The organism is Mesorhizobium sp. CC13 (assembly GCF_039907765.1).
Lineage (GTDB): Bacteria > Pseudomonadota > Alphaproteobacteria > Rhizobiales > Rhizobiaceae > Aminobacter.
On record NZ_JARDJI010000032.1, the window covers coordinates 1 to 22,075 of the forward strand.

Genomic DNA, 22,075 nt, shown 5'->3' on the forward strand with positions numbered 1-22,075 from the left:
GGCCATGATCCTCGTCGCCATGGGCGGCAACCTCCTACGCCGGAATGCCCATCCCTGACTTTCCAAACGGACTCTAACAAACTCGCTCATTCGGGAAGAAGAGATAACGTAGTTCGGCAAGTACTGCGGTACCTCGGCGCCAAATTTTTCCGCAAGTTCAGGTACCCGATGTTAGGCGGTGCCATGCGCGACGCTCGCGCGCGGTCGAGCGCGTCGAGCCGGATCAAAATCGGCCTTGGCGAACACATGGTTTCATGTCCTCGCGCCGGAACCAGATGGCTCTGCCGCAACGAAGCGGCGGGTGGCCGGCGGTGAACACGATCTGCTCGTCGGCGCGCATCCGCAGGACTTCATGGGGTTGGATCAGCGGCCGCGCGGCGAGCTGCTTGGAGCGCGTTCGTGACGTTCCCTTCGATTGCGAACTGCGGCTGACCTGGTCGATCTCGACTGTCGTCGTGCCGCACCGTTTCGAGATGTAGTCGGCCGTCTCCGGGTCGTTGATTGCCGCGAATGAGATCCAACTCGCGCTCTCGAACCATTTGCTCGCCGCGTCGCGGCCGCCATAGGTCTCGCGCATCTGTCCGATCGACTGGTAGATCAACGTGAGCGTGATGCCATACTTGCGACCGGCGTCTCGGGCGGTCTCAAGGATCCGCATATAGCCAAGGCGCGCTACCTCATCGAGGAGGAAGAGCGCCCGGCCCTTCATCGCGCCATCGCGATTGTAGATCGCATTGAGGAACGAGCCGATGATGACGCGGGCGAGGCCGGAATGCGTCTCGAGGGTCTTCAGATCAATGTTGATGAAGACGTCGACCGTGCCAGCGGCCAGGTCGTCGGTCGAGAAGCTCGCCCCCGACACCAACGCGGCATAGTTCGGGTAGGACAGCCAGTGGGTTTCTTTGACGGCGTTCGCGTAGACGCCGCTGAAGGTTTCCGGCGTCATGTTGACGAAGGCGGCGACGTTCTCCTTCACGAAGTCGGATTTCGAATTCGCATGAATCGTCTGGAGCCGCTCGCGCAATTTCGGTTCCGGCTCGGCGAGGTTCTTGCGAACCTGCCGCAGCGTCTGATCCTTTTCTTCCGTATGCCCGGACAGGCACACGTCCGCGATTAGCGCGGTGAGCAACTGCAACCCGGACGCCCGGAAGAAGTCGTCGCGCACGCCGCTCGCACGCCCGCTGTCATTCATGATCCACGATGCCACTGCGGCGATGTCCTCTTCCTTGGTTCCGCCGAACCGGCCGATCCAGTCGAGCACGTTGACGCCGGTCTCCGGGCGCTTCGGATCGAGAACATGGATATCGCGCCCCGCCTTGCCGCGATGCTCCAGAACCATCGGTGCGACCTCGTTCGACGGATCGAGCACGACGAGCGTGCCGCCCCATTTCAGCGCGGTCGGGATCGTCACCGACGTCGTTTTGAAACCGCCCGAACCGGCGAAGACGATCCCATGGCTGGAGCCGAACGAGCCGTCGAAGCACAGCAGCGGCGACTTGCCGCCGGCGCCCCAGGTGTCGGCCTGATCGGCGCGAAACGCCTGCGTGGCGACAGTGTCCTTGTCGACGCGGTAGCGCTCGCCGATCACGATGCCGCCGGCGTCGGGAAACAGCTTTGCCGCGTCGGTGAGCTTCATCCATTCCGCTTCGCCATGCAGCGCACGCTTGCCGCGAATGCGTCGCGGCTCGGGCGCAGCGAACGCCGCGTTTCCCTTCAGGGCGACGCGCAATCCGAAGGTGGCCGCCATTGCCGCCGCCCCTGCCCCGAGCATTGTCGCCGGATCGAGATAGGAGAGAAGCGATTGCCCGTTTTCAACCTGGCCGGACATCGCCATCAGGCGGAATGCCTCGCGCGCGATGGCGATCGCTATCGTCACGCCGCTGCCGGCCGTGACGCCCGCGCCGGCGAACTTGATATTCGGCGATCCGGCGCAGGCGAACAGGAAGATGACGCCGACCGCTGCCGCCGCGATGTAAGGCAGCGCGATCCCCGCGCGTCCGAGGGCAAGGCGAGCAGCCTCCATCTTCCCGAACGTCGAAAGCCAATGCTCCATCCCCGTCGTCGTGAAGGTGACGAAAATCATCAGCGCGGCGGGCACGATGATGAGCGTCAGTCTATTCGCCGTCATTGCCGAAGGACTCCGCGCCGATTGCGGTCAGGCGCGAACGCTCGTCCGCGTCACCGTTCAGGCGCTGCCGTAGTTCGATCAGCGCGCCGAGGAGGAGCGCGCGTTTCTCGTAGCGCAGCCCGGCTTTGGCGATCAGGCCGCCAAGCTCGATCTTCTCCCGCGTGTCCTTCTTGCGGGCATCGGACGCCGTCTCCCGGTTCATGCGCTCAAGCCTCGCCAGCGCCGCCCGCAGTCGCGCCAGCCGCGAGCGACGTCGAGCCGTTTCCACCGCCTGCCCCCTTCTTTCCTCCGTTCGCAGCACCCTGTCCTCCGCGAAACCGTTTCGCCAGTTCCTCGAAGGCCGCCAGAAGTTCGATCTCATCGATCTCGATCTCGCCCAATCCAGCCTTGAGGGCGATCCGGCCGATCCGCTCCGCCTCTCGCGTCTCGGCGTGCTTCAACTGCTCCTGGAGCTTGGCGATCTCGTCACGGATTTTCGAGGAGGGCTTCTTCATTCCGGTTGGTCCTTTCATGCCGTTTCAGCTCTTGAACGGCATGAGAGTCCCCGAGATCGGCGTGCCGATCTACTAACAGAAATGCGAGTTGGCGCAGCCAACACCGTTGAGCATCATCCCGGCCGTTCCGAAGGAGCGGCTTCCAAGGGCGCAATTATACGTCGCTGGCGCGACGCCTTGCTTCCCGGCCCTGGTGGGGCTGCCGGTTCCGACGAACACATTGATTTCGTTCGCAATCGGGAGTGACTTTCGTCGTGGCCGTCCCTCATTTCTCCGTCAGCATCGTCGCTCGCGGCTCCGGCCGCAGCGCCGTGCTGTCGGCGGCCTACCGCCACTGCGCAAAGATGGAGTTCGAGCGCGAAGCCCGCACGATCGACTACACCCGCAAGCAGGGGCTCCTGCACGAGGAGTTCGTCATCCCGGCCGATGCGCCGGAATGGCTTCGGTCCATGATCGCCGATCGTTCGGTCGCGGGCGCCTCGGAGGCCTTCTGGAATAAGGTCGAGGCCTTCGAAAAACGCGCCGATGCGCAGCTCGCCAAGGACGTGACCATCGCCTTGCCGATCGAGCTGACCGCCGCGCAGAACATCGCCCTGATGCGGGATTTCGTGGCGGGCCACATCACCGCTAAGGGCATCGTCGCCGATTGGGTCTACCACGACGCACCGGGCAATCCGCATGTCCACCTGATGACGACCTTGCGTCCGCTGACCGATGACGGTTTCGGCGCCAAGAAGGTTGCCGTCCTCGGACCGGACGGCAAGCCCATCCGCAACGATGCCGGCAAGATCGTCTATGAGCTGTGGGCCGGAACCACCGACGACTTCAGTGCCTTTCGTGACGGATGGTTCGTCTGCCAGAACAAGCATCTGGCGCTCGCCGGTCTCGACATCCGCATCGATGGCCGATCCTACGAGAAGCAGGGGATCAGTGTAGAGCCGACCATCCATCTCGGCGTCGGCGTCACGGCGATCGAGCGGAAATCCGCGGCCGCCGCCCAGCCGATCACGCTGGAGCGCATCGAGCTTCAGGAGGAACGCCGCGCTGCGAACGCGCGCCGCATCCAGCGTCGGCCGGAAATCGTGTTGGAGATGATCACGCGCGAGAAGAGCGTGTTCGACGAACGCGACGTGGCGAAGATCCTGCACCGCTATATCGACGATGCGAGCCTGTTCCGATCGCTGATGGCGCGGATCCTGCAAAGCCCGGAAACGCTGCGCCTCGATCGCGAGCGCATCGACTTTGCCACCGGCGTCCGGTCGCCGGCGAAATACGCGACGCGCGAGATGATCCGGCTCGAAGCCGAGATGGTCAACCGCGCCGTCTGGCTGTCCGGCCGAACCTCACACGGCGTTCGGGAGACGGTGCTGGCGGCGACGTTCGCGCGGCATTCTCGTCTGTCGGACGAGCAGAGAACGGCCATCTCCCACGTCGCCGGAGACGAACGGATCGCCGCCGTCATCGGCCGCGCCGGCGCGGGCAAGACGACGATGATGAAGGCCGCGCGCGAGGCCTGGGAGGCGGCCGGCTATCGGGTCGTCGGCGGCGCTCTGGCGGGCAAGGCGGCCGAAGGATTGGAGAAGGAAGCCGGTATCGTCTCGCGCACGTTGTCGTCATGGGAGCTTCGCTGGAGCGAAGGCCGCAACCAGCTCGACGACAAGACCGTGTTCGTGCTCGACGAGGCCGGCATGGTGTCGTCGCGGCAGCTCGCGCTGTTCTTAGAAGCGGCAACGAGCGCCGGGGCGAAACTCGTCCTCGTCGGCGATCCGGAACAGCTTCAACCGATCGAGGCCGGCGCCGCATTCCGCGCCATTACCGATCGCATCGGCTATGCGGAACTCGAAACCATCTATCGCCAGCGCGAGCAATGGATGCGCGACGCCTCCCTCGATCTGGCGCGTGGCAAAGTTGGACAGGCGATCGATGCCTATCGCGCCCATGGCCGGATGATGGGCAGCGAGCTGAAGGCGCGAGCGGTCGAAAGCCTCATTGCCGATTGGAACCAGGACTACGATCCGGCGAAAACCAGCCTCATTCTCGCGCACCTGCGTCGCGACGTGCGAATGCTCAATGGCATGGCCCGCGCCAAACTGGTCCAACGCGGCATCGTCGCCGAAGGAATTGCCTTCAAGACCGAGGACGGAATCCGTAGCTTCGCCACCGACGATCAGATTGTTTTCCTCAAGAACGAGGGCAGCCTCGGCGTCAAGAACGGCATGCTAGCCAAGGTCGTTGACGCCGCGCCCGGCCGCATCGTCGCGGAGTTCGGTGAGGGCGAGCAGCGCCGGCAGATCATCGTCGAGCAGCGCTTCTATAATAATGTCGATCACGGCTATGCGACGACGATCCATAAAGCCCAAGGCGCCACCGTCGACCGGGTGAAGGTGCTCGCTACGCTATCGCTGGATCGTCACCTCACCTATGTCGCCATGACCCGCCACCGTGAGGATCTTGCCGTCTATTACGGCCGGCGCTCTTTCGCCAAAGCCGGCGGCCTCATCCCGATCCTGTCGCGGAAGTACGCCAAGGAAACCACGCTCGATTACGAGCAATCGCCGTTCTATCGACAGGCCCTTCGCTTCGCCGAAGCCCGCGGTCTGTACCTCATGAATGTCGCCCGGACTATCGCCCGCGACCGGCTCGAATGGACGGTCCGACAGAAACAGAAGCTGGTCGATCTTGCGGCGCGGCTTGCGGCAATCGGCGCAGCACTTGGCCTGGCCCGCGGCAGCGACAAGCAATCCGTTCCGAACACCGCCAAGGAGGCAAAGCCCATGGTCGCCGGCATCACCACCTTCGCCAAATCCCTCGAGCACACGGTCGAGGACAGGCTCGCCGCCGATCCCAGCCTGAAGAAGCAATGGCAGGATGTCTCGGCCCGTTTCCATCTCGTCTATGCCCAGCCCGAAGCCGCGTTCGCCTCCGTCAACGTCGACGCCATGCTGAAGGATCAGAAGGTTGCGACAGCGACCATGGCGAAGATCGCGGCCGCGCCGGAAAGCTTCGGTACTCTCAAGGGCAAGACAGGGATCTTCGCCAGCCGCGCCGACAGACAGGAGCGCGACACCGCGCTCGTCAATGCACCGGCGCTCGCCCGAAACCTTGAACGCTATCTTCGTGCGCGCGCCGAGGCGGAACGCAAGCATCAGACCGAGGAGCGCGCCGTTCGTCTGAAGGTCTCGGTCGACATCCCAGCCCTTTCCCCGAGCGCGAAGCAGACGCTCGAACGGGTGCGCGACGCGATCGACCGAAACGATCTCCCGGCAGGTCTCGAATTTGCGCTCGCCGACAAGATGGTGAAGGCGGAGCTGGAGGGATTTTCGAGGGTCGTCTCCGAGCGTTTCGGCGAACGCGCCTTCCTCGGCGTTTCGGCGAAGGACGCGAACGGGGAGGCGTTCAAGTCCGTCACCGCAGGAATGACCGATGCGCAGAAGGCCGAGGTGCAAACGGCCTGGAACTCGATGCGGACCATCCAGCGGCTTTCGGCGCATGAGCGTTCCACCGACGCGATCAAACAGGCCGAGGCACGTCGCCAGGCACAAGCGAAGGGGCTTTCCCTGAAATGACGTATGCACTCTTCTGCCGCCGATCGGTCTTGCGACATCGACGCAGGACCGTTGCTGCTGTCTTTGCCGGATTGGCCCTCTCGGTGGGCATCCTTGCTGCAGGCGCCATTGCGGGATACCACATCAACTTTACGCCCAGCGAGCCGCTCGGCTTCTGGCGCGTTCGCCCGCTCGAGCGTCCGATCGCGGTCGGCGATCTTGTCTTCATCTGCCCGCCGGGGACAGCGCAGTTTGCCGAGGCGCGGGCGCGGGGATACTTGCGGCGCGGGCTTTGCTCGGCCGGCGTTGCGCCGCTGATCAAGACGGTCATCGCCATCGAGGGGCAGCGCATCGAGATTGACACCGATGTGCGCGTCGACGGCCGTCGCATCTCCGAATCCGGCGTCGTGTCAAAGGACGGCAAGGGGCGTGCGCTTGATGCCCATGCCGGCGGGATCGTCCCGGCCGGCAACGTGTTTCTTCATTCTCCCTATTCCGCGTCATGGGACTCTCGCTACTTCGGTCCGATCCCCGCCTCCGGCGTTCTCGGTCTGGCGGAGGAGGTGCTGACCTATGCGCCGTGAACTGACCCGCGTTGCCCTGCTCGCTGGCGGAGCCGTCGCTTCCGGCTGGATCGGTTGGAGCGGTCATGTCCTTCTCCTGCCCGCCGCGATTGCTTTCCCGATGCTCTGGTCCCTCGCGCCGACCCGCCCGGCGGCCGCACTTGTTTCGGCGGGATATTTCCTGGCAGCATCACGGGGATTGCCGCAGGGCGTGGCCACCTTCTACGCATCCGACCTCTGGCCCGGCCTTCTGCTCTGGCTGGCCGCGTCGGCGAGCTTCGTCGCCGTCCACACCGCGTTCTGGTCGAGGGCGGGAACCTGGCGCGCGGCGCGCTATCTCGCTGCCGCCCTCCTCATGGCAATTCCGCCCTTCGGGATCACCGGTTGGGCGCAACCGATCACCGCGGCCGGCGTCCTGTTTCCCGGATGGGGATGGCTCGGTCTCGTCGCCATGACAGCCGGCCTCATGGGCCTCGTGTCCCGATTGGGACCGGCTGTCGCGCTTGCCTTGGGAGGCTTTTGGCTTTGGTCCGCCGCTTCGTGGACCGATCCCAAAGTACCCGAGACATGGCGCGGCGTCGATCTGGCGATGGGTGCTTCCCTAGGTCGGGAGGCTGGTCTTCAGCGCCAGCGTGACCAGATTGCCACGGTGAGTGGCGCGGCGAGCGACGGCGTTCGGCAGGTTGTCCTCCCCGAGAGCGCGCTCGGCTTCTGGACGCCGACTGTCGAGCGCCTTTGGGTCAGTACCGTCCGCGATAGCAATGCCACGGTCATCGCCGGGGCCGCAGTGGTTGACGCCGGCGGCTATGACAATGTCCTCGTCGCGATCGGCAGGGACGGCAGCAAGATCCTCTATCGCGAGCGCATGCCGGTCCCCGGCTCGATGTGGCAACCATGGCGCTCCTGGCTTGGCGGCGGCGGTGGCGCTCGCGCCCACTTCTTTGCCAATCCGGTGGTCGAAGTCGGGTCGACGAGAATCGCACCGCTGATCTGCTACGAGCAGCTCATCGTTTGGCCGGTCCTGCAGTCGATGCTGGGTGGTCCCGACATCATCGTCGCCGTCGGCAACGGATGGTGGACAGCCGGTACTTCCATCGTCGCCATCCAGCGCGCGAGCGCGGTCGCCTGGGCGAAGCTCTTCGCCAAACCTCTTGTCCTTTCCTTCAACACCTGAGTCCGGAGCCCGCTATGCTGGATGCCGCCCTGATCGAAGAATGCGCCGATCCCTCGCTCAAGCCCGCCATCGTCCAACAGTTCGTGGAGATGGCCGGCTCGCCCGATCCGCTCGCCATCACCGTCAAGTCCGGCGGACGGCTCATCCTCGTGCCGAAACCGAAAACCTCCGACGAAGCCATGGAAATCGTCCGTGAGAATGTCGGCCGGGCGGTCGTTCGCGTCGGGCTGACGCAGTTCCCCGCCGGCGTTGGAATGACGGATGCGTCCGAGCTGAGAGCCGATCTCATCGATCCTTGCGAGAACCTGCGCATGGGTACGACGATGTTCTCCAAGGTCATGCGTATCGTTGCCAAATGGTATGGTAATCCTACGGAGAGCGAAGTGTTGCCGCAGATCTTCGAAGATGCCGTCTATTCGTGGAAGACCGGGGAGTTCGAGGGCGAGAGCGTATTTCAGGCGCTAGATCCCGGAACGAATTGGAAAGCGCCGGATGTGGCGCGCACGTCTGAAAATCCGGAGCCGGAAAAGACGGCCGAAGACATGGCCGAGGACCAGGAGAAACGGTCCTCCGGAACGCGCACCGGAAACTCCGAAATACGAATCGACCTGTCGCGGATCAACGGAAAGTAGAGTTTCGATCAAACGTCTGGCAGCGCGTAACGTGTCAAGACTGTCACGCCGTCATCGATCGTCACTTCGATGACCTCGTTTACGATTTCGCCATCGTTGCCAAGTTCGTCAACGATTGCGGCAAAGAGCTCCCGCTGTAGTGCGGGAAGCACCTGCGGTACGATGATGATGAGGCCGGCGTGCAATTCCTCTCTCGCGTAGAGTTTTCGAAAGTCGCGAGCGTTGTTGGTCACGAATGTAAAGTCCTCGGCCACGATCCGAGGCATCAGGTCCCAATCAGTCTCGCCGCCCAGGCCCAGCCAATTGACATGAGAGCAATCGTGGCCGCGTTCTTGCGCCACGGCCACGAGGGATGTGTGGAGGCATTCATCGATGAGGAATTTCACGCCGGCTAATCCGGTCTCTTCGGTGCGCTATCGCTTGAAAAAGATAAACTCTTGCTTGATTTAACCCTCAACCCCTGATCTGCAAGCCTTTTCGGTCGCCCCCGGGCGGGATGGGCAGCAGCCCAAATCTCTGCAAGCTGGACCATATGCGCCTTGAGTGCAGGATACCCATCGACGATTTCCTCGGTTGTTGCGCCCTGGGCCTTCATGGCGGCAATCGTCCGCACAGGAACGCGCGTACCCTTGAACACCGGTTCGCCGCCAAGCACACCCTTGGACCTATGGATGAGATTATCGGCTTCGCTAAGAGCATCGGCACGAGCCGCGAGTTGTTCTCTTGCACGTGCGACATCGACGATCAGATAGTCATCTGCCCTGACCGTGTCGGCGCCAGGATTTTCGTCGATGGCGTCGAAGAGGCGTTTTCGGCGTTCGGCCGAAAGGATCGATCCGACACCGTACCAAAGCTTCAGGCGAAGCAGATCGTCATCCGTGATCACGCGATTCCGGTGACTGGCAAAGCGGCTTCCGATGATCTGTTTGTCGATGGCATTGTGGACCGACTTGATGCCGATCCCGCTCACGGCGGCCGCCTCAGTGGGCGTGTACTCGCGAAGGGCTGCTGACATAATCATTCTCCTTGCGGAGAATATATATTACGCGCGCACAAATCTCAATATGTAACGAGCGGCCGCCATTTGCTCCGGCCACTCCTTTGGGGACGAGGATAGGTGAAACCGGATCGTTCCGCGCTACTCGTCCGATTTTGGGTCCGCGGAAAGCTGCCGCTCCTGTCGAGGCTGGAGCAATTCCCATGCTTCAATGCCCAGCACTGTCGCGAGCCGATCCACGACGTCGATGCTTGCTCCATAGATGCAGCGTTCCAAAGAGCTTACATACGTCCGATCGATTTCGGCGCGATGGGCAAGCTCCTCCTGCGACAGACCTTTGTGTTGTCGGGCGGCTCTGAGATTTTGCGCGAAAAGTTCCCGGATCTCCATTCTGGAGAGAGCAGCGGGTTGAAGAGTATTTCACCACGGAGTATTCTCTACATGGTCGCTAAGAGGGGCCATGCGTTCTCATTCATTGCAAACAAGCCTCCAGAGTCACGTGGTGGTTTGTTTCGAATTCAGGTATCGACTTTGATCGCTGACTGAGACGGATGGCGTGCGCATGTGGCGCACGTACATTGACCAGTTCGATAGGCGGGCTTGAGGTATCGTGTCGGAAAACAAATTAGTCCTGCGGCCGCTCATCGGTCTCACGAATGGTCTGGAGCCAAGGGAGATCGAGCGGTTCGTCGTCGAGGAGATCGAAAAGCATCGTCGCCTGCGCGACGACGCCATCGGGCTCGAGGCAATCCTGGAGCCGCAGCCGGCCGGGGACGCGAAAACCGAAACGAACCGGGCCTATATCTCGGCGATGATTGCCGTGCATGCGCAGCAGACGGTCGTATCGACCCTTCTCGACATTCTCGGCTACATACCCGAGATGCCGAAGAAGACGCCGCATTGAATTTTCAGATCAGGCCAAGCTCCTTGGCCAGTGCGGTGGCCTGCGGCAATGATGATACGCCGAGTGCTGCCTTCGCGTTGCGAATGAAGAAGGCAACATTGGAGTAAGTCGTATTCTCGATGACGGCGATGTCCTTCATCGATTTGCCTTCGGCGGACCATCTCAGGCACGTCAGCTCGTCCGCTTTCATCTGAATGTTGGTTCGGCGCGTCGGCCGCATCCGCATGACCTCCATGCGGGAATGCACCTGACCGAACGACGCCGCAGCCATGACAGGGTTGAGGTCATGTTCCTCGGCAAAGCTCGCCTCGCTCGATGCCAGGGTCAGCATCGCCATGCGACCGAACCCGGTCTTGATCGGGACGGAGATGCCCGAGCGAATGCCGAACTCCGCCGCCTCGCCGTAAAAAGCGCGTCGTTCCTTGCTCATCCGTGGCGTCGTGATGTTCGACCAGACGAATGCTTCGGCACGAGACCTCGCGTTGAGCACGACCGGGTCGATGAGGGCATAGCCCCTGTCGAAATATCGGATCTGCCACTCTTTCGGATAGTTGGAGATGGCCGTCTGCGTCTCCGCTTGCAAATTGAGATAGGCAAAGACGTTAAAGCCTGCCTCGCAGGTCAGTCTTTGAAGTGTCGCCTTAACCGAGACGTCATCCTGCGCGAGCGTAATTTGTTCAGTCAGTCGCTCGAACCATTGGTTCAATTCAACACCTCCACCGCCGAGGGAATGAACACAGCAATGCTGTCGTCAACGATACTCGCGAGTCGAAAAACACGCGGCGTTTATCCGACAGCGATTTGCGAGGGCGCGGAGCTTCGTCAATCCGAAAGATGACAATTCAATGGCACTTTTACCCACATATAATTGTGGGTTAGCGAAATCGCTCAACCAGGGCAGGTTGTGTGCAGGTTTCGCACTAACGCACGGCGTAAACCGCCGGGAAGATGATGTCCTGATCGACGAGAACGTTGAACTTGTAGCCGGGGCGGATGCGGACCGTCGGCTGCACGTTGAGGTTCTTCGCGATCGTCTGCTCCGCCACGCGACCGAACGACTCGGCAAAGTTGCGCCGCGCCGCATCGGATGCGGTGTCCTGTGTGGCCAGCGTCGAGCTCTCCGGCATGGACATGTCGATGCCCGTGCCGATGATCGCGACGAGCGCCGCCGAGCCGAATGTCCGAAAGAGATGGCGGTCGAGCTTGTCCTTGAAGCCGCCATATCCTTCGGCATCCGTACCCGCCATGCCGCCGATCTGGAGGGTCGAACCGTTCGGGAAAATCAGGTCCGTCCACACGACGAGGACGCGGCTCTGGCCGAAGGAGACCTTGGAGTCGTAGCGGCCGAAGAGCTTGGCGCCCTGCGGAATGAGCAGGCGATAGCCGGTGGCGCTGTCATAGACGTTCTGGCTGACCTGAGCGGTGATGCGGCCGGGTAGATCGGAATTGAGGCCGGTGATCAGGGTGGCCGGGATCACCGAGCCGCGCTTCAGCTCGTAAGGGGAAAACTGCGGCACGACCTGGTTCGGAAGATAGCCGAGATCCTTGATGTCCTGATTGAAGAAATCTTCCTTCGAGGTCTGGCCGTTCGGATCGACGTTCTGGCCGAGGAGCCCAGACTTCATGGCGGCGGTATAGAGATCGGACGCGCTGCTCGGGTTGGCGGCCAGATTTTGGCGGTTCGTCGCCGTCGTGTTCGAGTTATTTCGCTCCAGATCGGAGATGTCGACCTTGAGGGGCGAATCCAGCGCGCCGGCCCGCGCCTGCAGCCGCGCCATTTGCTGGCGGTGGCGCTCGCGAACATACTGCTCGTCCTGCTCCCGCTTCAGGCGAGCCAGCCATTCCTCTTCGGACTCGAGCCGCGGTCGGCGTTCTTCCCGTTCGGCTCTCCCCGGCAGCTCGGCGGGCGTTTCCTTTTCCTCCTTCTGCTGGATAACGGGCGTCGGCTGAAACACCTCCCGCTGTTCCGGCTCCCCGATGATACCGTCCGGCACACCTTGCTTGAGCTTGTCGCCAAAGCTCGAGGCCGGCGCATTCGAGGCACTGTCGAGGTCGTTGCTCCGGTTGAAGGGCAGACCGCGCCAGGAAAGGCCGATCACGACCACGCCGAGGAACAGGACGATGATGACGATCGCCACGATGATCGGGAGCCGATTGAGGCGCCGCATGTCCTTGCTGTTGTCGGATTGAGCGGCCGTTCCGAGCTGGAGCGACTGGACCATGTTCCCCTCCGTCAATTCCGCTGCATGATGGAAAGTGGGCTCGCCGGCGCAGCACCCCCGGATGTCGCCGTATAGGCGCGGCCGAGGGCGAGCGAGGGCGTGGAGAGGCGGGCAAGGATCTGGCCGTCGACACTGTCGATCCCGTAGACAAGCTCGACGGGTTTCACGCCCTTTTCGAGCTTCCCATCCGTCACGACGCTATAGCCCCAGCCCTTCAGCGCAGCCTCGAGCGCGACCGCGAACTCTGACGTGCCCTTGTCCATTTTGATCGTCGTGGTGCCCGCCGTCCCGATCTGCTCAGCAAGCCGGCTCGCCATTTCGCCGGCAATGGCGCTTGCGGCCGGTCCGGTGACCGTGGCCGGCGTCGAACTGGTGGCAAGGGTGTCGTCGACCGTCTGGCAACCGGCGATGAGGCCGGCGGCGAAGAGAAGAGGAAGGATCGCGCGCATCAGTCAGCCTCCCCGCCGTATGGTGATCTTCTGCTGGCGCCAGCCGACGCCCGACACGAGGATCGCCTTGTCGACCGCATAGTCGACGATCATCATGTCGTGCTTCATCCGGTAGTTGACGACGCGGTTCTGGCCGCCACTGACGACAAACAACACCGGCGCGTCCTGCCCGGCGATTGAGCGGGGAAACTGGATGTAGGTCTTCATGCCGTCCGAATAGACCCGCTTCGGCTTCCAGGATGCGCTGCCGCTGACCGAGTAGGAGAAGTTCAACTTGTCGGGCGCGGAACCGGGGATGCCGCCGGTTTCAAGCCGCGCATTGATGTCGGCAAGTTTGGTGGAGACGTCTTCCGGATACTCGAAGCCGACGCGCGCCATATACCGGCTCGGATGGGACTTGAGCTGGATATGGTAGGTCCGCCGCGAGGTCGTGATGACCATCGAGGTCACGAGGCCGGCTTCGGATGGCTTGACGATAAGGTGGATGGCCTGGCCGCCGGCGGCGCCGGAGGTGGCGGGTTCCACCTTCCAGCGCACCGTGTCGCCGACCAGCACGTCGCGGACGATCTCGCCGCCTTGCAATTCGATGTCGCAGACCTGAAGCGGCGAGCAAACGACCGAGGGCTGGGTCTCGCCGAACAGGAACACGACCTTTCCGTCCGGACCTTTGCCGACAAGGCCGGGTGTGCCGCGCCATTTCCCAGAAATGTTCGTGCCTTTGACCTCGTTCGTGGTCATGCCCTGCCCGAAGGCGCCGGTCGTAAAGACGAGTGCGGCCATGCAGCCTGCGGCCGCGATCGATCCTGTTTTTCGCATGTGATTTTCCCTGCCCTTAGAGCTGTGCCGTCCAGTCGAAATCGCGGACATAGAGGCCGATCGGATTGAGCCGAATTGTCGCCTCGTCCTGCGGCGCGGTCACTGTCACAGTGGCGATCCCGCGGAAACGCCTGGTTCCGGTTTCCTTGCCCTGCCGGTCCCGCTCATATTCGGTCCAGTCGACCTGGTAGGTCTGGTTCGACAGCGCCACGATGTTGTTGACCTCGATGGCGACCGTCGAAGTCTTCGCTTTCTCGAACGGCGAATTGCCGCGGAACCAGGAATTGATCTTCTGCGTCGACGGGTCGGATGTCCTGAGCAGCGCATAGGTCCGGTCGATGTATTGCTTCTGGACCACGGCATCCGGCGTGATCGACCGGAAACTGGTCACGAAGTTGCCGAGCGTCGCGCGCACCACGCGGGCATCGGCATATTCGATCTGTTCGGGGAAGCCGACGGTAACGGAGGTGCCGAGTTTGTCGACCTCGACGATATAGGGGACCAGCTTGACCTGGGTGCTGAGATACATGGCGTAGCTGAAGCCGATCACGGCCATGGTCAGTCCGAGGATTCCGACGATGCGCCATGCCCGCGCCGACTGGACATAGGAGCCGTAGCGCTCGGACCATTCCTGGCGGGCGGCAAGGTAAGGGTTTTCGGGGGCGCGGTCTGCGGCCATCGATCAATCTCTTCTTCTTATGGTTTGTCGTTGCGTTCGGGGAGAGGCTTCGCGCCGCTGCTGCCGCTGCGCTTCTCGTCGAGTTTGGCGTTGGCGAGGCCAAGGATCGAACCGGCATAGGCGCCGGGCGAGCCGATCGCCTTTTCCTTTGCCGCCGAGCCGGCCGCTTTCGCGCCGGCGCTGAGGCCCGCACCAACGCCGCGTGCGGCAGCACCCGCTACGGACGAGCCCGCGGCCCGCGCCGCTTGGGCCGCCGCGGCACCCGCACCCGCGGCGCCGGCCGCGAGGAATGCCGCGCCCGCAGCGACGGACCCTGCCTGGCCACCGTGTCGGATCGTCTCCATGCCGCCGGTGACTGATGCGCCCTGCACGACACCCTGCATGATGCCGGGGACGTACATCGCAATGATGAAGACGACGACCGAAATCCCCGCAATCGCGAGGGTGGTGATGAATTGATCGGATTCTGCCGTGGGCGCCTGCGCCAATCCGATGAGAACTTCCGAGCCGATGCGCGAGATCATGACGAGCGCCATGAGCTTCATGCCGACGCCAAAGGCATAGACCAGATACCGGACGGCGAAGTCCTTGGTAAACGAAGAGCCGCCGAGACCGAGCATGATCATGCCCGCGAGCAGTCCGATATACATCTCGACCATGACGCTGACGAAGATCGCGGCAACGAGGGAGAAGCAAATGACGACGACGCCCATGGCAAGAACGGCGGCGATCGCAAGGGCATTGTCCTCGAACACTCCGAACTGTGCCTGCTGCGACATTTGGGACGCGACGCGGATGCCGGCGTCGAATACCTCGGCGGGTGAAGCTGAGCCGCCGCCAGCGCCGATCTGGAAGAGGCTGTCGACCACAGCCCGCGCAAAAGTCGGCCCCTGATCGAGAACGAAGGCAAAAAAGCCGATGAACATGATCCGCCGGACCAGTTCGGCGAACCAGCTGTCGAGCGATGCGGCCTGGATTGCGAGCCATACTGCCGCAATGGCGACCTCGATGCCGGCCAGAATCCAGAACAAGGATCTTGCCGCGTCGATGATGGTGGTTTCCCACCCCTTCGCCGCTGTCGAAACCTGGTTCTCCAACTCCGTCAACACCTGGCCCTGTTGAGCGAAAGCAGGCACGGCGAGCGTGAAGCTCAATAGCCCCGCGATCAGGAAAATGCGCTCAAGTTCGGGTTTCACCATCTGGGACGCATCTCCTGTCCTTTCTCGATCGGCGGCAACTCCTTGCCCGACCCGAAGAATTTCTCGCGTGCCGCGCGCTGCTCCTCTGTCAACGTCCGCTTGTCGGTCTCCCCGAGGTTGATAATCACCACGGCAGTTGTCGCCGAAAGCGCAGCAATAGCGGCCAGCAATCCGAAGATGATAACGGGGCGGTTCACCAGCGCGGTTCCATCTTCTGGCCTTCAGGAATGGATTTGACCTCGGCGTTGAAGAACTTTTCGCGCCGCGCCTGCGCAAGATCCTTATCGGTCTGTTCGGTCTGGAGCCAGGTTCCCATCATCGTCATCTGCTGCGAGACGAGGCCGCGCAGCTTCTGCATCTGCGCGACCTGTTGCGCGGCGATCTGGTGGCCGACCTGCAAGGCCTTCATCTGGCCGTCGGCGCTCTGGGACATGCCGCGCAGCTTCTCCATTGTGCTTTCCTCGGTGTCGAACTGGTCGGCCGTGAGGCTGGCGGCGTTGAGCGTGCTTGCGATCGTATCCCGGTTCGTGTCGGACCAGGTCTGGTAGGCCGACGAGAAGTTCTCCTTGTTCGGTAGGTTCTCTTTGAGATCGGCATAGCTCTTGAACCGCTGCTGCAGCACGTCGTCGGCATTGCCCATCGAGAAGGCGATGCCCTGTCCTTGATTGACGACGCCACGGAGTTGATCCAGATCGCGCTCGACCTGCCCCCAGATGTGCTGTGGAAGCTGCGCGGTGTTTTGCAGCATATTCTCGTACATCTTGAGCTGGTTCTGGATCTGCTCGGCCAGCTGGCCGATCTGGGTCAACTGATTGTCAACCTGCAAACCGGAACTCTTGAGGAGATCGACCAGCTGCGCATTGTTGGCGAGCTGCGTCCACTCGGTCGCGGCGCCGGTCGCGGTTCCAGCATGCGCCGGCACTGTAATCGTGGCACCTGTCACCAGAGCCGTAGCGAGAAACCATCTATTCGTTGTCGAGCAGCGACGTGGCATCGGAAACTCCTCTCGATTGAAGCCAATGGACCGGCCAGGCTTGGCCGTGTTCGGATTTGAGCGCCCGGACGCGCTTCAGGTCTTCCTTGCCGGACGCGCCAACGAAACTCAGGGCGACCGGACCGAGTGACATGTCGAAGAGCCGCCGGCCTTCCGGTGTGGCGACGTAGTATTCGCGCTTCGGAATGGCGGTGGAGACGATCTCGATCTGGCGTTCGTTGAAGCCGATCTGCTCGTAGAATTCCCGCGTGCCCGGTTCACGCGCCGCGCCGTTGGGCAGGCAGATCTTGGTCGGGCAGGATTCCTTGAGAACGTCGATGATGCCAGACCGTTCGGCGTCCGAAATCGACTGTGTCGCCAGCACCACCGCGCAATTGGCCTTGCGGAGGACTTTGAGCCATTCGCGGATCTTGCTGCGGAAGACAGGATGCCCGAGCATCAGCCAGGCTTCGTCGAGGACGATGAGGCTCGGCGCACCGTCGAGGCGCTTCTCGATCCGGCGGAACAGGTAGGTCAGGACCGGCACCAGGTTCCGCTCGCCCATATTCATCAGCTGCTCGATCTCGAAGCACTGGAAGGCGCCGAGCGACAATCCGTCCTGTTCCGCATCGAGGAGCTGGCCCATCGGACCGTCGACGGTGTAGTGACGCAGCGCATCCTTGATTTCCCGCATCTGTACGCCCGAGACGAAATCGGAAAGCGAGCGGCCCGGTGCGTTTGCCATGAGGCCGATCTGGCGGGAGATGGCATTGCGGTGGTCGGGTGTGATCGTCACGCCCTGCAAAGCCACCAGCATCTCGATCCATTCGCTCGCCCAAGCCCGGTCGCCGTCTGTCGAAAGTTCGGCGAGTGGGCAGAAGGCAAGCGCCCTCCCCTGCTCTTCCGTCTCGCCACCGATTTCATAGTGATCGCCGCCCGCGGCCAGCGTCAGCGGATAGAGGGAGTTGCCCTTGTCGAAAGCGAAGACCTGCGCTTGGCTGTAGCGGCGGAATTGCGCCGCGATCAGGGCGAGCAAGGTCGATTTGCCAGAGCCGGTCGGGCCGAAGATCAGGGTATGGCCGACGTCATCGACATGCAGGTTTAGCCGGAACGGCGTCGAACCGCTCGCGACCTGCATCAGCGGCGGGGACTCCGGCGGATAGAAGGGGCATGGCGCCACCGGGCTTCCTGACCAGACCGAGTTCAGCGGAATGAGGTCGGAGAGATTGCTCGTGTTGATCAGAGGTTCGCGGACATTGCAGTACCAGTTGCCGGGCAGGCTGCCGAGATAGGCATCGGTCGCGTTCAACGTCTCGATGCGCGCCCCGAAGCCTTCCGCCTGCACCAGCCGGCGGATGGCCTCGGCCTTTTCCTGGAGCGCTTCGCGGTCGTCGTCGAACAGGATGACGACCGGGGTGTAGTAGCCATAGGCGACCAGTTGGGAGGATGCCTGCGCGATAGCGTCCTCGGTTTCCGCCACCATCGTCAAGGCGTCCTGGTCGACCGAGCGGGAATGCGTCTGGAACAGCTGATCAAAGAACGGCCGCACCTTCTGCTGCCATTTCTTGCGCGTCCGCTCCAGCTTCTGCCGCGCCTCTTCCGCATCGAGGAAAATGAACCGCGACGACCAGCGATAGGTCAGCGGCATCAGGTCGAGGCTGTTGAGGATGCCCGGCCAGCTCTCCGCCGGCAGGCCGTCGATGGCGACGACGCCGAGAAACCTGTTCTCGATCTTCGACGTCAGGCCGTGCTGAAGCTCAGCCGTGGCGATCCAGTCGAGATACATCGGCACGTCGGGCAACCGGATCGGATGGTTTTCTCCGGTAATGCAAAAGCGCACGAACTGCAGCAGCTCGTCATAGCGGGCAACGCGCTCCCCTCCCCGCTCGGAGGTTTCGCGCGTTTCCATGCGCCGGATCGAAAGCGTGTTGGCGAGATATTGCTCGATCTCGCGGATCCCGTTCCTGAAAATGAAAAGCACGGTGTCCGCATAGGACTTCTTCCGGCTTTCCTCGTCCGAATAGATGTATCTGCTGAGCGCCGTCTTCTTCGACTCGAGCGGCTGGTAGGTGAGGATAAGTGCGTGGCGGCTCTCGAAGTGCCCCTGCTCGCGCTCGAAGTGCGCCCGGCGCTCCGCGTCGATCGCCCGCGTGACCGGATCGGGGAAGAAGCAGCGATCCTGGGATGGGTAGTCGACGGTCGGAATCCGAACGGCTTCCACCTGGATCATCCAACCGCTGCCAAGGCGCGAAAGGATCGCATTGATCTGGCGCGACAGCTCATTGCGTTCGAGGTCCGTAGCACTTTCGGCGTCCGGACCTGCGAAATACCAGCCGGCCATGAGGCTGCCGTCCTTCAAGAGAAGCACGCCATTGTCGACCAGACCGGCATAGGGGACCAGATCGGCGAAGGACGGGCCGGCGGCGCGGAAACGACGAAGAGCGACCATCGGCGCCTCCTCAGTACCGGCGCCAGGGCGACGTCGTCGCCTTGTAGTACGGCTTGTAGGAGATGTGCCGGATGTAGACCTTGCGCATCAGCGGATCGGACTTGGCCATCATGCGTAGCGCGCCGACGATTGTAACCCAGACGGCGATCCCAAAGAGTGCCGAATAGACGGTCAGCACGACGAAGATCAGGATGACGGCGGCAAGTCCGGTGATCAGCACCAGCTCCCGGTCCGCACCCATCAACAGGTTCGGCCGGGACAAAGCGCGGTGGATACGGTTGCGTTGCAGGCTGGAAAGGGACTCAGCCATGAGCCCCCTCCCCTCCTCCGGTGACCGGGTTCGTTTCCGCTTGCTCCTCGGGCGCTCCGATCGAGGCGCCAGTTGCACCGAACAGGCCAACGATCTGCGTCGCGCCGAGCAAAATACCCGCGACGAGGACCACATACATCAGCCGCCGCGCGAAATCGTTCAGCTCGCCGCCGAAGATCAGCATCCCGCCGGCGATTGCCACCGCGGCAAGCGCGATGTACCCGGCGACCGGCCCCGTAATCGATTCCTGGATCTGCTCCAGCGGCCCCTCCCACGGCAGGCCACCACCGGCGGAGCCTGCCAGCGCCGGCGACGCGACCACGATCGCGCCGAGTGCAACGAGGCAGCCAAGGGTAAAGGGGTTCCGGTTACGCTGCATCGCGTTCATCCTCTGCATAGGGTTCGATGTGGTACTGGCCGCCGGCGAAGCGGCTGACATGAAGGATCTCGGTCACGCGCCGGCCCTTCGGCGTGCGTTCGATGAAAATGATCAGGTCGACGGCATCGCCGATGACCGCCTGCATCGGCTGCTGGCAGGCTTCCGCCGTCAGCTGTTCGAGACGCTGGAGCGCCGCCCGCGCCGAGTTAGAGTGAATGGTCGCGACCCCGCCGGGATGGCCGGTGTTCCAGGCCTTGAGGAGCGTCAGGGCTGCACCGTCACGCACCTCACCGACGATGATGCGATCAGGGCGCAGCCTCATCGTGCTCTTCAGCAACCGGGACATGTCGACGGTGTCGCTGGTGTGGAGGCAGACGGCATTTTCCGCGGCGCACTGGATCTCGGCCGTATCCTCAAGAATGACGAGGCGGTCCTCCGGCGCGTGCACAACGATCTCTGCGAGGATTGCGTTTGTCAGCGTCGTCTTGCCCGAGCCGGTTCCGCCAGCCACGACGATGTTCAGCCTAGAGGCGATCGCGCTACGGATTACCGACGCCTGGCACGGCGTCATGCACTTGATGCTGAGATAGTCGTCGAGAGGAATGAGCCGTGAGGCGCGGCGCCGAATTGTGAACGACGGTCCCGCGACCACCGGCGGCAGCAGGCCCTCGAATCGGTGCCCGCCAATCGGCAGCTCACCGGATACGATAGGCCGCTCTTCGTCGACCTCGGAATTGAGGACGTGTGCGACACTGCCAATCACCGTCTCGGCGGCCGAGCGCGTCATCTCACCGGCGGCGGTGATTCCGTGCCCCAACCGCTCGATGAAGAGTTTGCCATCGGGATTCAGCATGATCTCGACGACGCTGGGGTCGTCGAGCGCGACACAAAGATGATCCCCGAGTGCGTTTTGCAGCTTGCTGACAAGGCGCGGAAGGGAGCGATGTTGAGAGGACATCATGGTTCAGGCCGCCCTGTGCTGGAGGACGGGGGGCGTCGAGTGATAGCCGGCCGGTCGCAGCCGCTCGAAACTTTCCGCATCGGCCGGGAGGATCCCGGCTACGCTGCGCGTCTCGTTGATCATGGTGGGTTCGCCAAGACGCCGCATCGGCCATCCGGCGCGCTTCAGGATCCGTTCAAACCGCACGTCTGTCGCGGTGGCGATCTCGGTGTAGCTATTTGCCATGCACCACTCGACGATTCCGGCGAACATGGTGAGCGTGGCGGTGTGCAACGGTCCTTCCGCCCTACCCTCCTCACAGCCGGTATCGACGCAGAAACGGGAGCTTTCGATCATGCGCCGGTGCGCGGGAAGTTGGGCGCCGTGGAGGAGCTGTGGAAACAGTGTGCCCAGCATCGTCGAGCCGATGGCCGGAAGAAGACGCGCACAGCCGATGACGGCGTCGCTATCCGAGAGCGTGATGATGTAGGTCGGCTCGAGGTCGTCAAATTCGTCATACTCGCGGCCGGAAACGCAGCGGACGTTCCACGAAAGGCGGCCCTGGAAAATGCGCGCCCGCAAGCGGTGCATTTCGTCGATGATCCTGGTTTCCGAGGCAGTTCGGAGCTTCGAAATAGCGGTGACACGCATCGAGCAAATCTCCCTGGCGTTTGAGACGCAGGGTGGTTTGCCGTCAGTCTGGCGGGCGATCTACTCGCAAAAGTGTTAGTGAAATTCGCTGCGCACCCGCTACGCCGAGCGCCTTCACGAAGCGGGCGAACTCTAACAAAAGGGTTGGTAAACGCCGAACGCGTGCCGGCCAGAGCGCGGCGAAATCATCAGCGAAACAACAGGATAGCAGCGTGCCTCTGGAGTTGTGACAGCGCGACAGAGCTCATGGAGGACTTGTTAACCCTATTTCCCATCGCAAACATGTCGCCCCTCTTGCCAGATGGGTAGTCGCTGGGAGCACGGTGCACGGCACTCACCGAGCTGTTAGGAAAGGTCTCGGCATAGAAGCGGGCTGCAGCCTCGGCGCCCTTGTCGACCACCGGCAGATTATGTTCTCGGCAATTGCCATTGCTTGCCTTTTTCGCTTTTGAAGCCAATTCGGACCGAGGGTTTCCCCCGCACCTTGGGGGCGGTAGAGGGTCAGCCTCACCGGTGCACCATGAACATAGAATGCGCTCATGCCATCTCGCGTCCGTGAGCAACGCCTCAT

Annotated in this window: 24 protein-coding genes and 1 pseudogene; 5 read left to right on the plus strand and 20 right to left on the minus strand. The window is 62.6% G+C overall.

Annotated elements, in window-relative coordinates:
* Positions 1–223 precede the first annotated feature (223 nt).
* The 3 genes from traG to traC are packed head-to-tail and all read right to left on the minus strand — an operon-like array spanning position 224 to position 2,622.
* On the minus strand, positions 224–2,128 hold the full coding sequence (traG, locus tag PV773_RS23940) for a Ti-type conjugative transfer system protein TraG (protein WP_347968776.1): 1,905 nt from the start codon (positions 2,126–2,128) through the stop codon (positions 224–226).
* The gene (locus PV773_RS23945; protein ID WP_347968777.1) at positions 2,115–2,330 is read right to left on the minus strand and encodes a type IV conjugative transfer system coupling protein TraD; all 216 of its coding nucleotides are present in this window, start codon (positions 2,328–2,330) and stop codon (positions 2,115–2,117) included. The genes traG and PV773_RS23945 overlap by 14 nt, the downstream gene beginning before the upstream one ends.
* A 4-nt stretch (positions 2,331–2,334) precedes the next feature.
* Positions 2,335–2,622 carry a conjugal transfer protein TraC gene (traC, locus tag PV773_RS23950; protein WP_347968778.1) on the minus strand — a complete coding sequence of 96 codons (288 nt, stop codon included), beginning with the start codon at positions 2,620–2,622 and terminating at the stop codon, positions 2,335–2,337.
* Between the two features lie 254 nt (positions 2,623–2,876).
* Here traC and traA point away from each other — a divergent pair, with 254 nt between their 5' ends.
* From traA to PV773_RS23970, 4 genes are read left to right on the plus strand one after another with little or no spacing between them, the layout of a single operon-like run.
* Positions 2,877–6,188 carry a Ti-type conjugative transfer relaxase TraA gene (gene traA / locus PV773_RS23955; protein ID WP_347968779.1) on the plus strand — a complete coding sequence of 1,104 codons (3,312 nt, stop codon included), beginning with the start codon at positions 2,877–2,879 and terminating at the stop codon, positions 6,186–6,188.
* A complete protein-coding gene (gene traF, locus PV773_RS23960) occupies positions 6,185–6,751 on the plus strand; it encodes a conjugative transfer signal peptidase TraF (RefSeq protein WP_347968780.1) in 567 nt (188 codons plus the stop codon). Before traA ends, traF begins: the two co-directional genes overlap by 4 nt.
* Positions 6,741–7,904, plus strand: a complete 1,164-nt coding sequence (locus tag PV773_RS23965; RefSeq protein ID WP_347968781.1) for a conjugal transfer protein TraB — start codon at positions 6,741–6,743, stop codon at positions 7,902–7,904. Before traF ends, PV773_RS23965 begins: the two co-directional genes overlap by 11 nt.
* A gap of 14 nt (positions 7,905–7,918) precedes the next feature.
* Positions 7,919–8,536 carry a TraH family protein gene (locus PV773_RS23970; protein ID WP_347968782.1) on the plus strand — a complete coding sequence of 206 codons (618 nt, stop codon included), beginning with the start codon at positions 7,919–7,921 and terminating at the stop codon, positions 8,534–8,536.
* 8 nt (positions 8,537–8,544) lie between these two features.
* Here the strand turns inward: PV773_RS23970 and PV773_RS23975 are convergent, their stop codons facing one another.
* The 3 genes from PV773_RS23975 to PV773_RS23985 form a co-directional block, all read right to left on the minus strand.
* The gene (locus PV773_RS23975) at positions 8,545–8,922 is read right to left on the minus strand and encodes a DUF5615 family PIN-like protein (RefSeq protein ID WP_347968783.1); all 378 of its coding nucleotides are present in this window, start codon (positions 8,920–8,922) and stop codon (positions 8,545–8,547) included.
* 5 nt (positions 8,923–8,927) lie between these two features.
* A complete protein-coding gene (locus tag PV773_RS23980) occupies positions 8,928–9,551 on the minus strand; it encodes a DUF433 domain-containing protein (RefSeq protein ID WP_347968784.1) in 624 nt (207 codons plus the stop codon).
* A 123-nt stretch (positions 9,552–9,674) separates the two neighbouring features.
* Positions 9,675–9,923 (minus strand): helix-turn-helix transcriptional regulator, encoded by a 249-nt coding sequence (locus tag PV773_RS23985; RefSeq protein ID WP_347968785.1) that lies wholly within the window; start codon positions 9,921–9,923, stop codon positions 9,675–9,677.
* A gap of 220 nt (positions 9,924–10,143) precedes the next feature.
* Here PV773_RS23985 and PV773_RS23990 point away from each other — a divergent pair, with 220 nt between their 5' ends.
* Positions 10,144–10,437, plus strand: coding sequence for a transcriptional repressor TraM (locus PV773_RS23990; RefSeq protein WP_347968786.1), 294 nt, complete (start codon positions 10,144–10,146; stop codon positions 10,435–10,437).
* A gap of 4 nt (positions 10,438–10,441) precedes the next feature.
* Here PV773_RS23990 and PV773_RS23995 read toward each other — a convergent pair whose 3' ends face one another.
* The 14 genes and pseudogenes from PV773_RS23995 to PV773_RS24060 form a co-directional block, all read right to left on the minus strand.
* On the minus strand, positions 10,442–11,143 hold the full coding sequence (locus tag PV773_RS23995) for an autoinducer binding domain-containing protein (RefSeq protein WP_347968787.1): 702 nt from the start codon (positions 11,141–11,143) through the stop codon (positions 10,442–10,444).
* Positions 11,144–11,357: 214 nt separating this feature from the next.
* Positions 11,358–12,659 (minus strand): IncP-type conjugal transfer protein TrbI, encoded by a 1,302-nt coding sequence (trbI, locus tag PV773_RS24000; protein WP_347968788.1) that lies wholly within the window; start codon positions 12,657–12,659, stop codon positions 11,358–11,360.
* Positions 12,660–12,670: 11 nt separating this feature from the next.
* Positions 12,671–13,108: a conjugal transfer protein TrbH gene (gene trbH, locus PV773_RS24005; protein ID WP_347968789.1), complete on the minus strand. Its 438-nt coding sequence runs from the start codon at positions 13,106–13,108 to the stop codon at positions 12,671–12,673.
* 3 nt (positions 13,109–13,111) lie between these two features.
* Complete coding sequence (trbG, locus tag PV773_RS24010) at positions 13,112–13,924, minus strand: P-type conjugative transfer protein TrbG (protein ID WP_347968790.1); 813 nt, start codon at positions 13,922–13,924, stop codon at positions 13,112–13,114.
* Between the two features lie 16 nt (positions 13,925–13,940).
* Positions 13,941–14,603 (minus strand): conjugal transfer protein TrbF, encoded by a 663-nt coding sequence (locus tag PV773_RS24015; protein ID WP_347968791.1) that lies wholly within the window; start codon positions 14,601–14,603, stop codon positions 13,941–13,943.
* Between the two features lie 17 nt (positions 14,604–14,620).
* Positions 14,621–15,802 carry a P-type conjugative transfer protein TrbL gene (gene trbL, locus PV773_RS24020; RefSeq protein ID WP_347968792.1) on the minus strand — a complete coding sequence of 394 codons (1,182 nt, stop codon included), beginning with the start codon at positions 15,800–15,802 and terminating at the stop codon, positions 14,621–14,623.
* Positions 15,796–15,999 (minus strand): entry exclusion protein TrbK, encoded by a 204-nt coding sequence (gene trbK / locus PV773_RS24025; RefSeq protein ID WP_347968793.1) that lies wholly within the window; start codon positions 15,997–15,999, stop codon positions 15,796–15,798. The genes trbL and trbK overlap by 7 nt, the downstream gene beginning before the upstream one ends.
* Complete coding sequence (trbJ, locus tag PV773_RS24030) at positions 15,996–16,796, minus strand: P-type conjugative transfer protein TrbJ (RefSeq protein WP_347968794.1); 801 nt, start codon at positions 16,794–16,796, stop codon at positions 15,996–15,998. The genes trbK and trbJ overlap by 4 nt, the downstream gene beginning before the upstream one ends.
* A complete protein-coding gene (locus PV773_RS24035; RefSeq protein ID WP_347968795.1) occupies positions 16,768–19,224 on the minus strand; it encodes a conjugal transfer protein TrbE in 2,457 nt (818 codons plus the stop codon). The genes trbJ and PV773_RS24035 overlap by 29 nt, the downstream gene beginning before the upstream one ends.
* A 10-nt stretch (positions 19,225–19,234) precedes the next feature.
* Complete coding sequence (locus PV773_RS24040; RefSeq protein WP_347968796.1) at positions 19,235–19,534, minus strand: conjugal transfer protein TrbD; 300 nt, start codon at positions 19,532–19,534, stop codon at positions 19,235–19,237.
* Positions 19,527–19,913, minus strand: coding sequence for a TrbC/VirB2 family protein (locus PV773_RS24045; RefSeq protein WP_347968797.1), 387 nt, complete (start codon positions 19,911–19,913; stop codon positions 19,527–19,529). Before PV773_RS24045 ends, PV773_RS24040 begins: the two co-directional genes overlap by 8 nt.
* Positions 19,903–20,874, minus strand: coding sequence for a P-type conjugative transfer ATPase TrbB (gene trbB, locus PV773_RS24050; protein WP_347968798.1), 972 nt, complete (start codon positions 20,872–20,874; stop codon positions 19,903–19,905). Before trbB ends, PV773_RS24045 begins: the two co-directional genes overlap by 11 nt.
* Positions 20,875–20,877: 3 nt before the next feature.
* Positions 20,878–21,504, minus strand: a complete 627-nt coding sequence (traI, locus tag PV773_RS24055) for an acyl-homoserine-lactone synthase TraI (protein WP_347968799.1) — start codon at positions 21,502–21,504, stop codon at positions 20,878–20,880.
* Between the two features lie 281 nt (positions 21,505–21,785).
* A pseudogene (locus PV773_RS24060) lies at positions 21,786–21,934 on the minus strand (VOC family protein); the annotation flags it as partial.
* Positions 21,935–22,075: the final 141 nt, after the last annotated feature.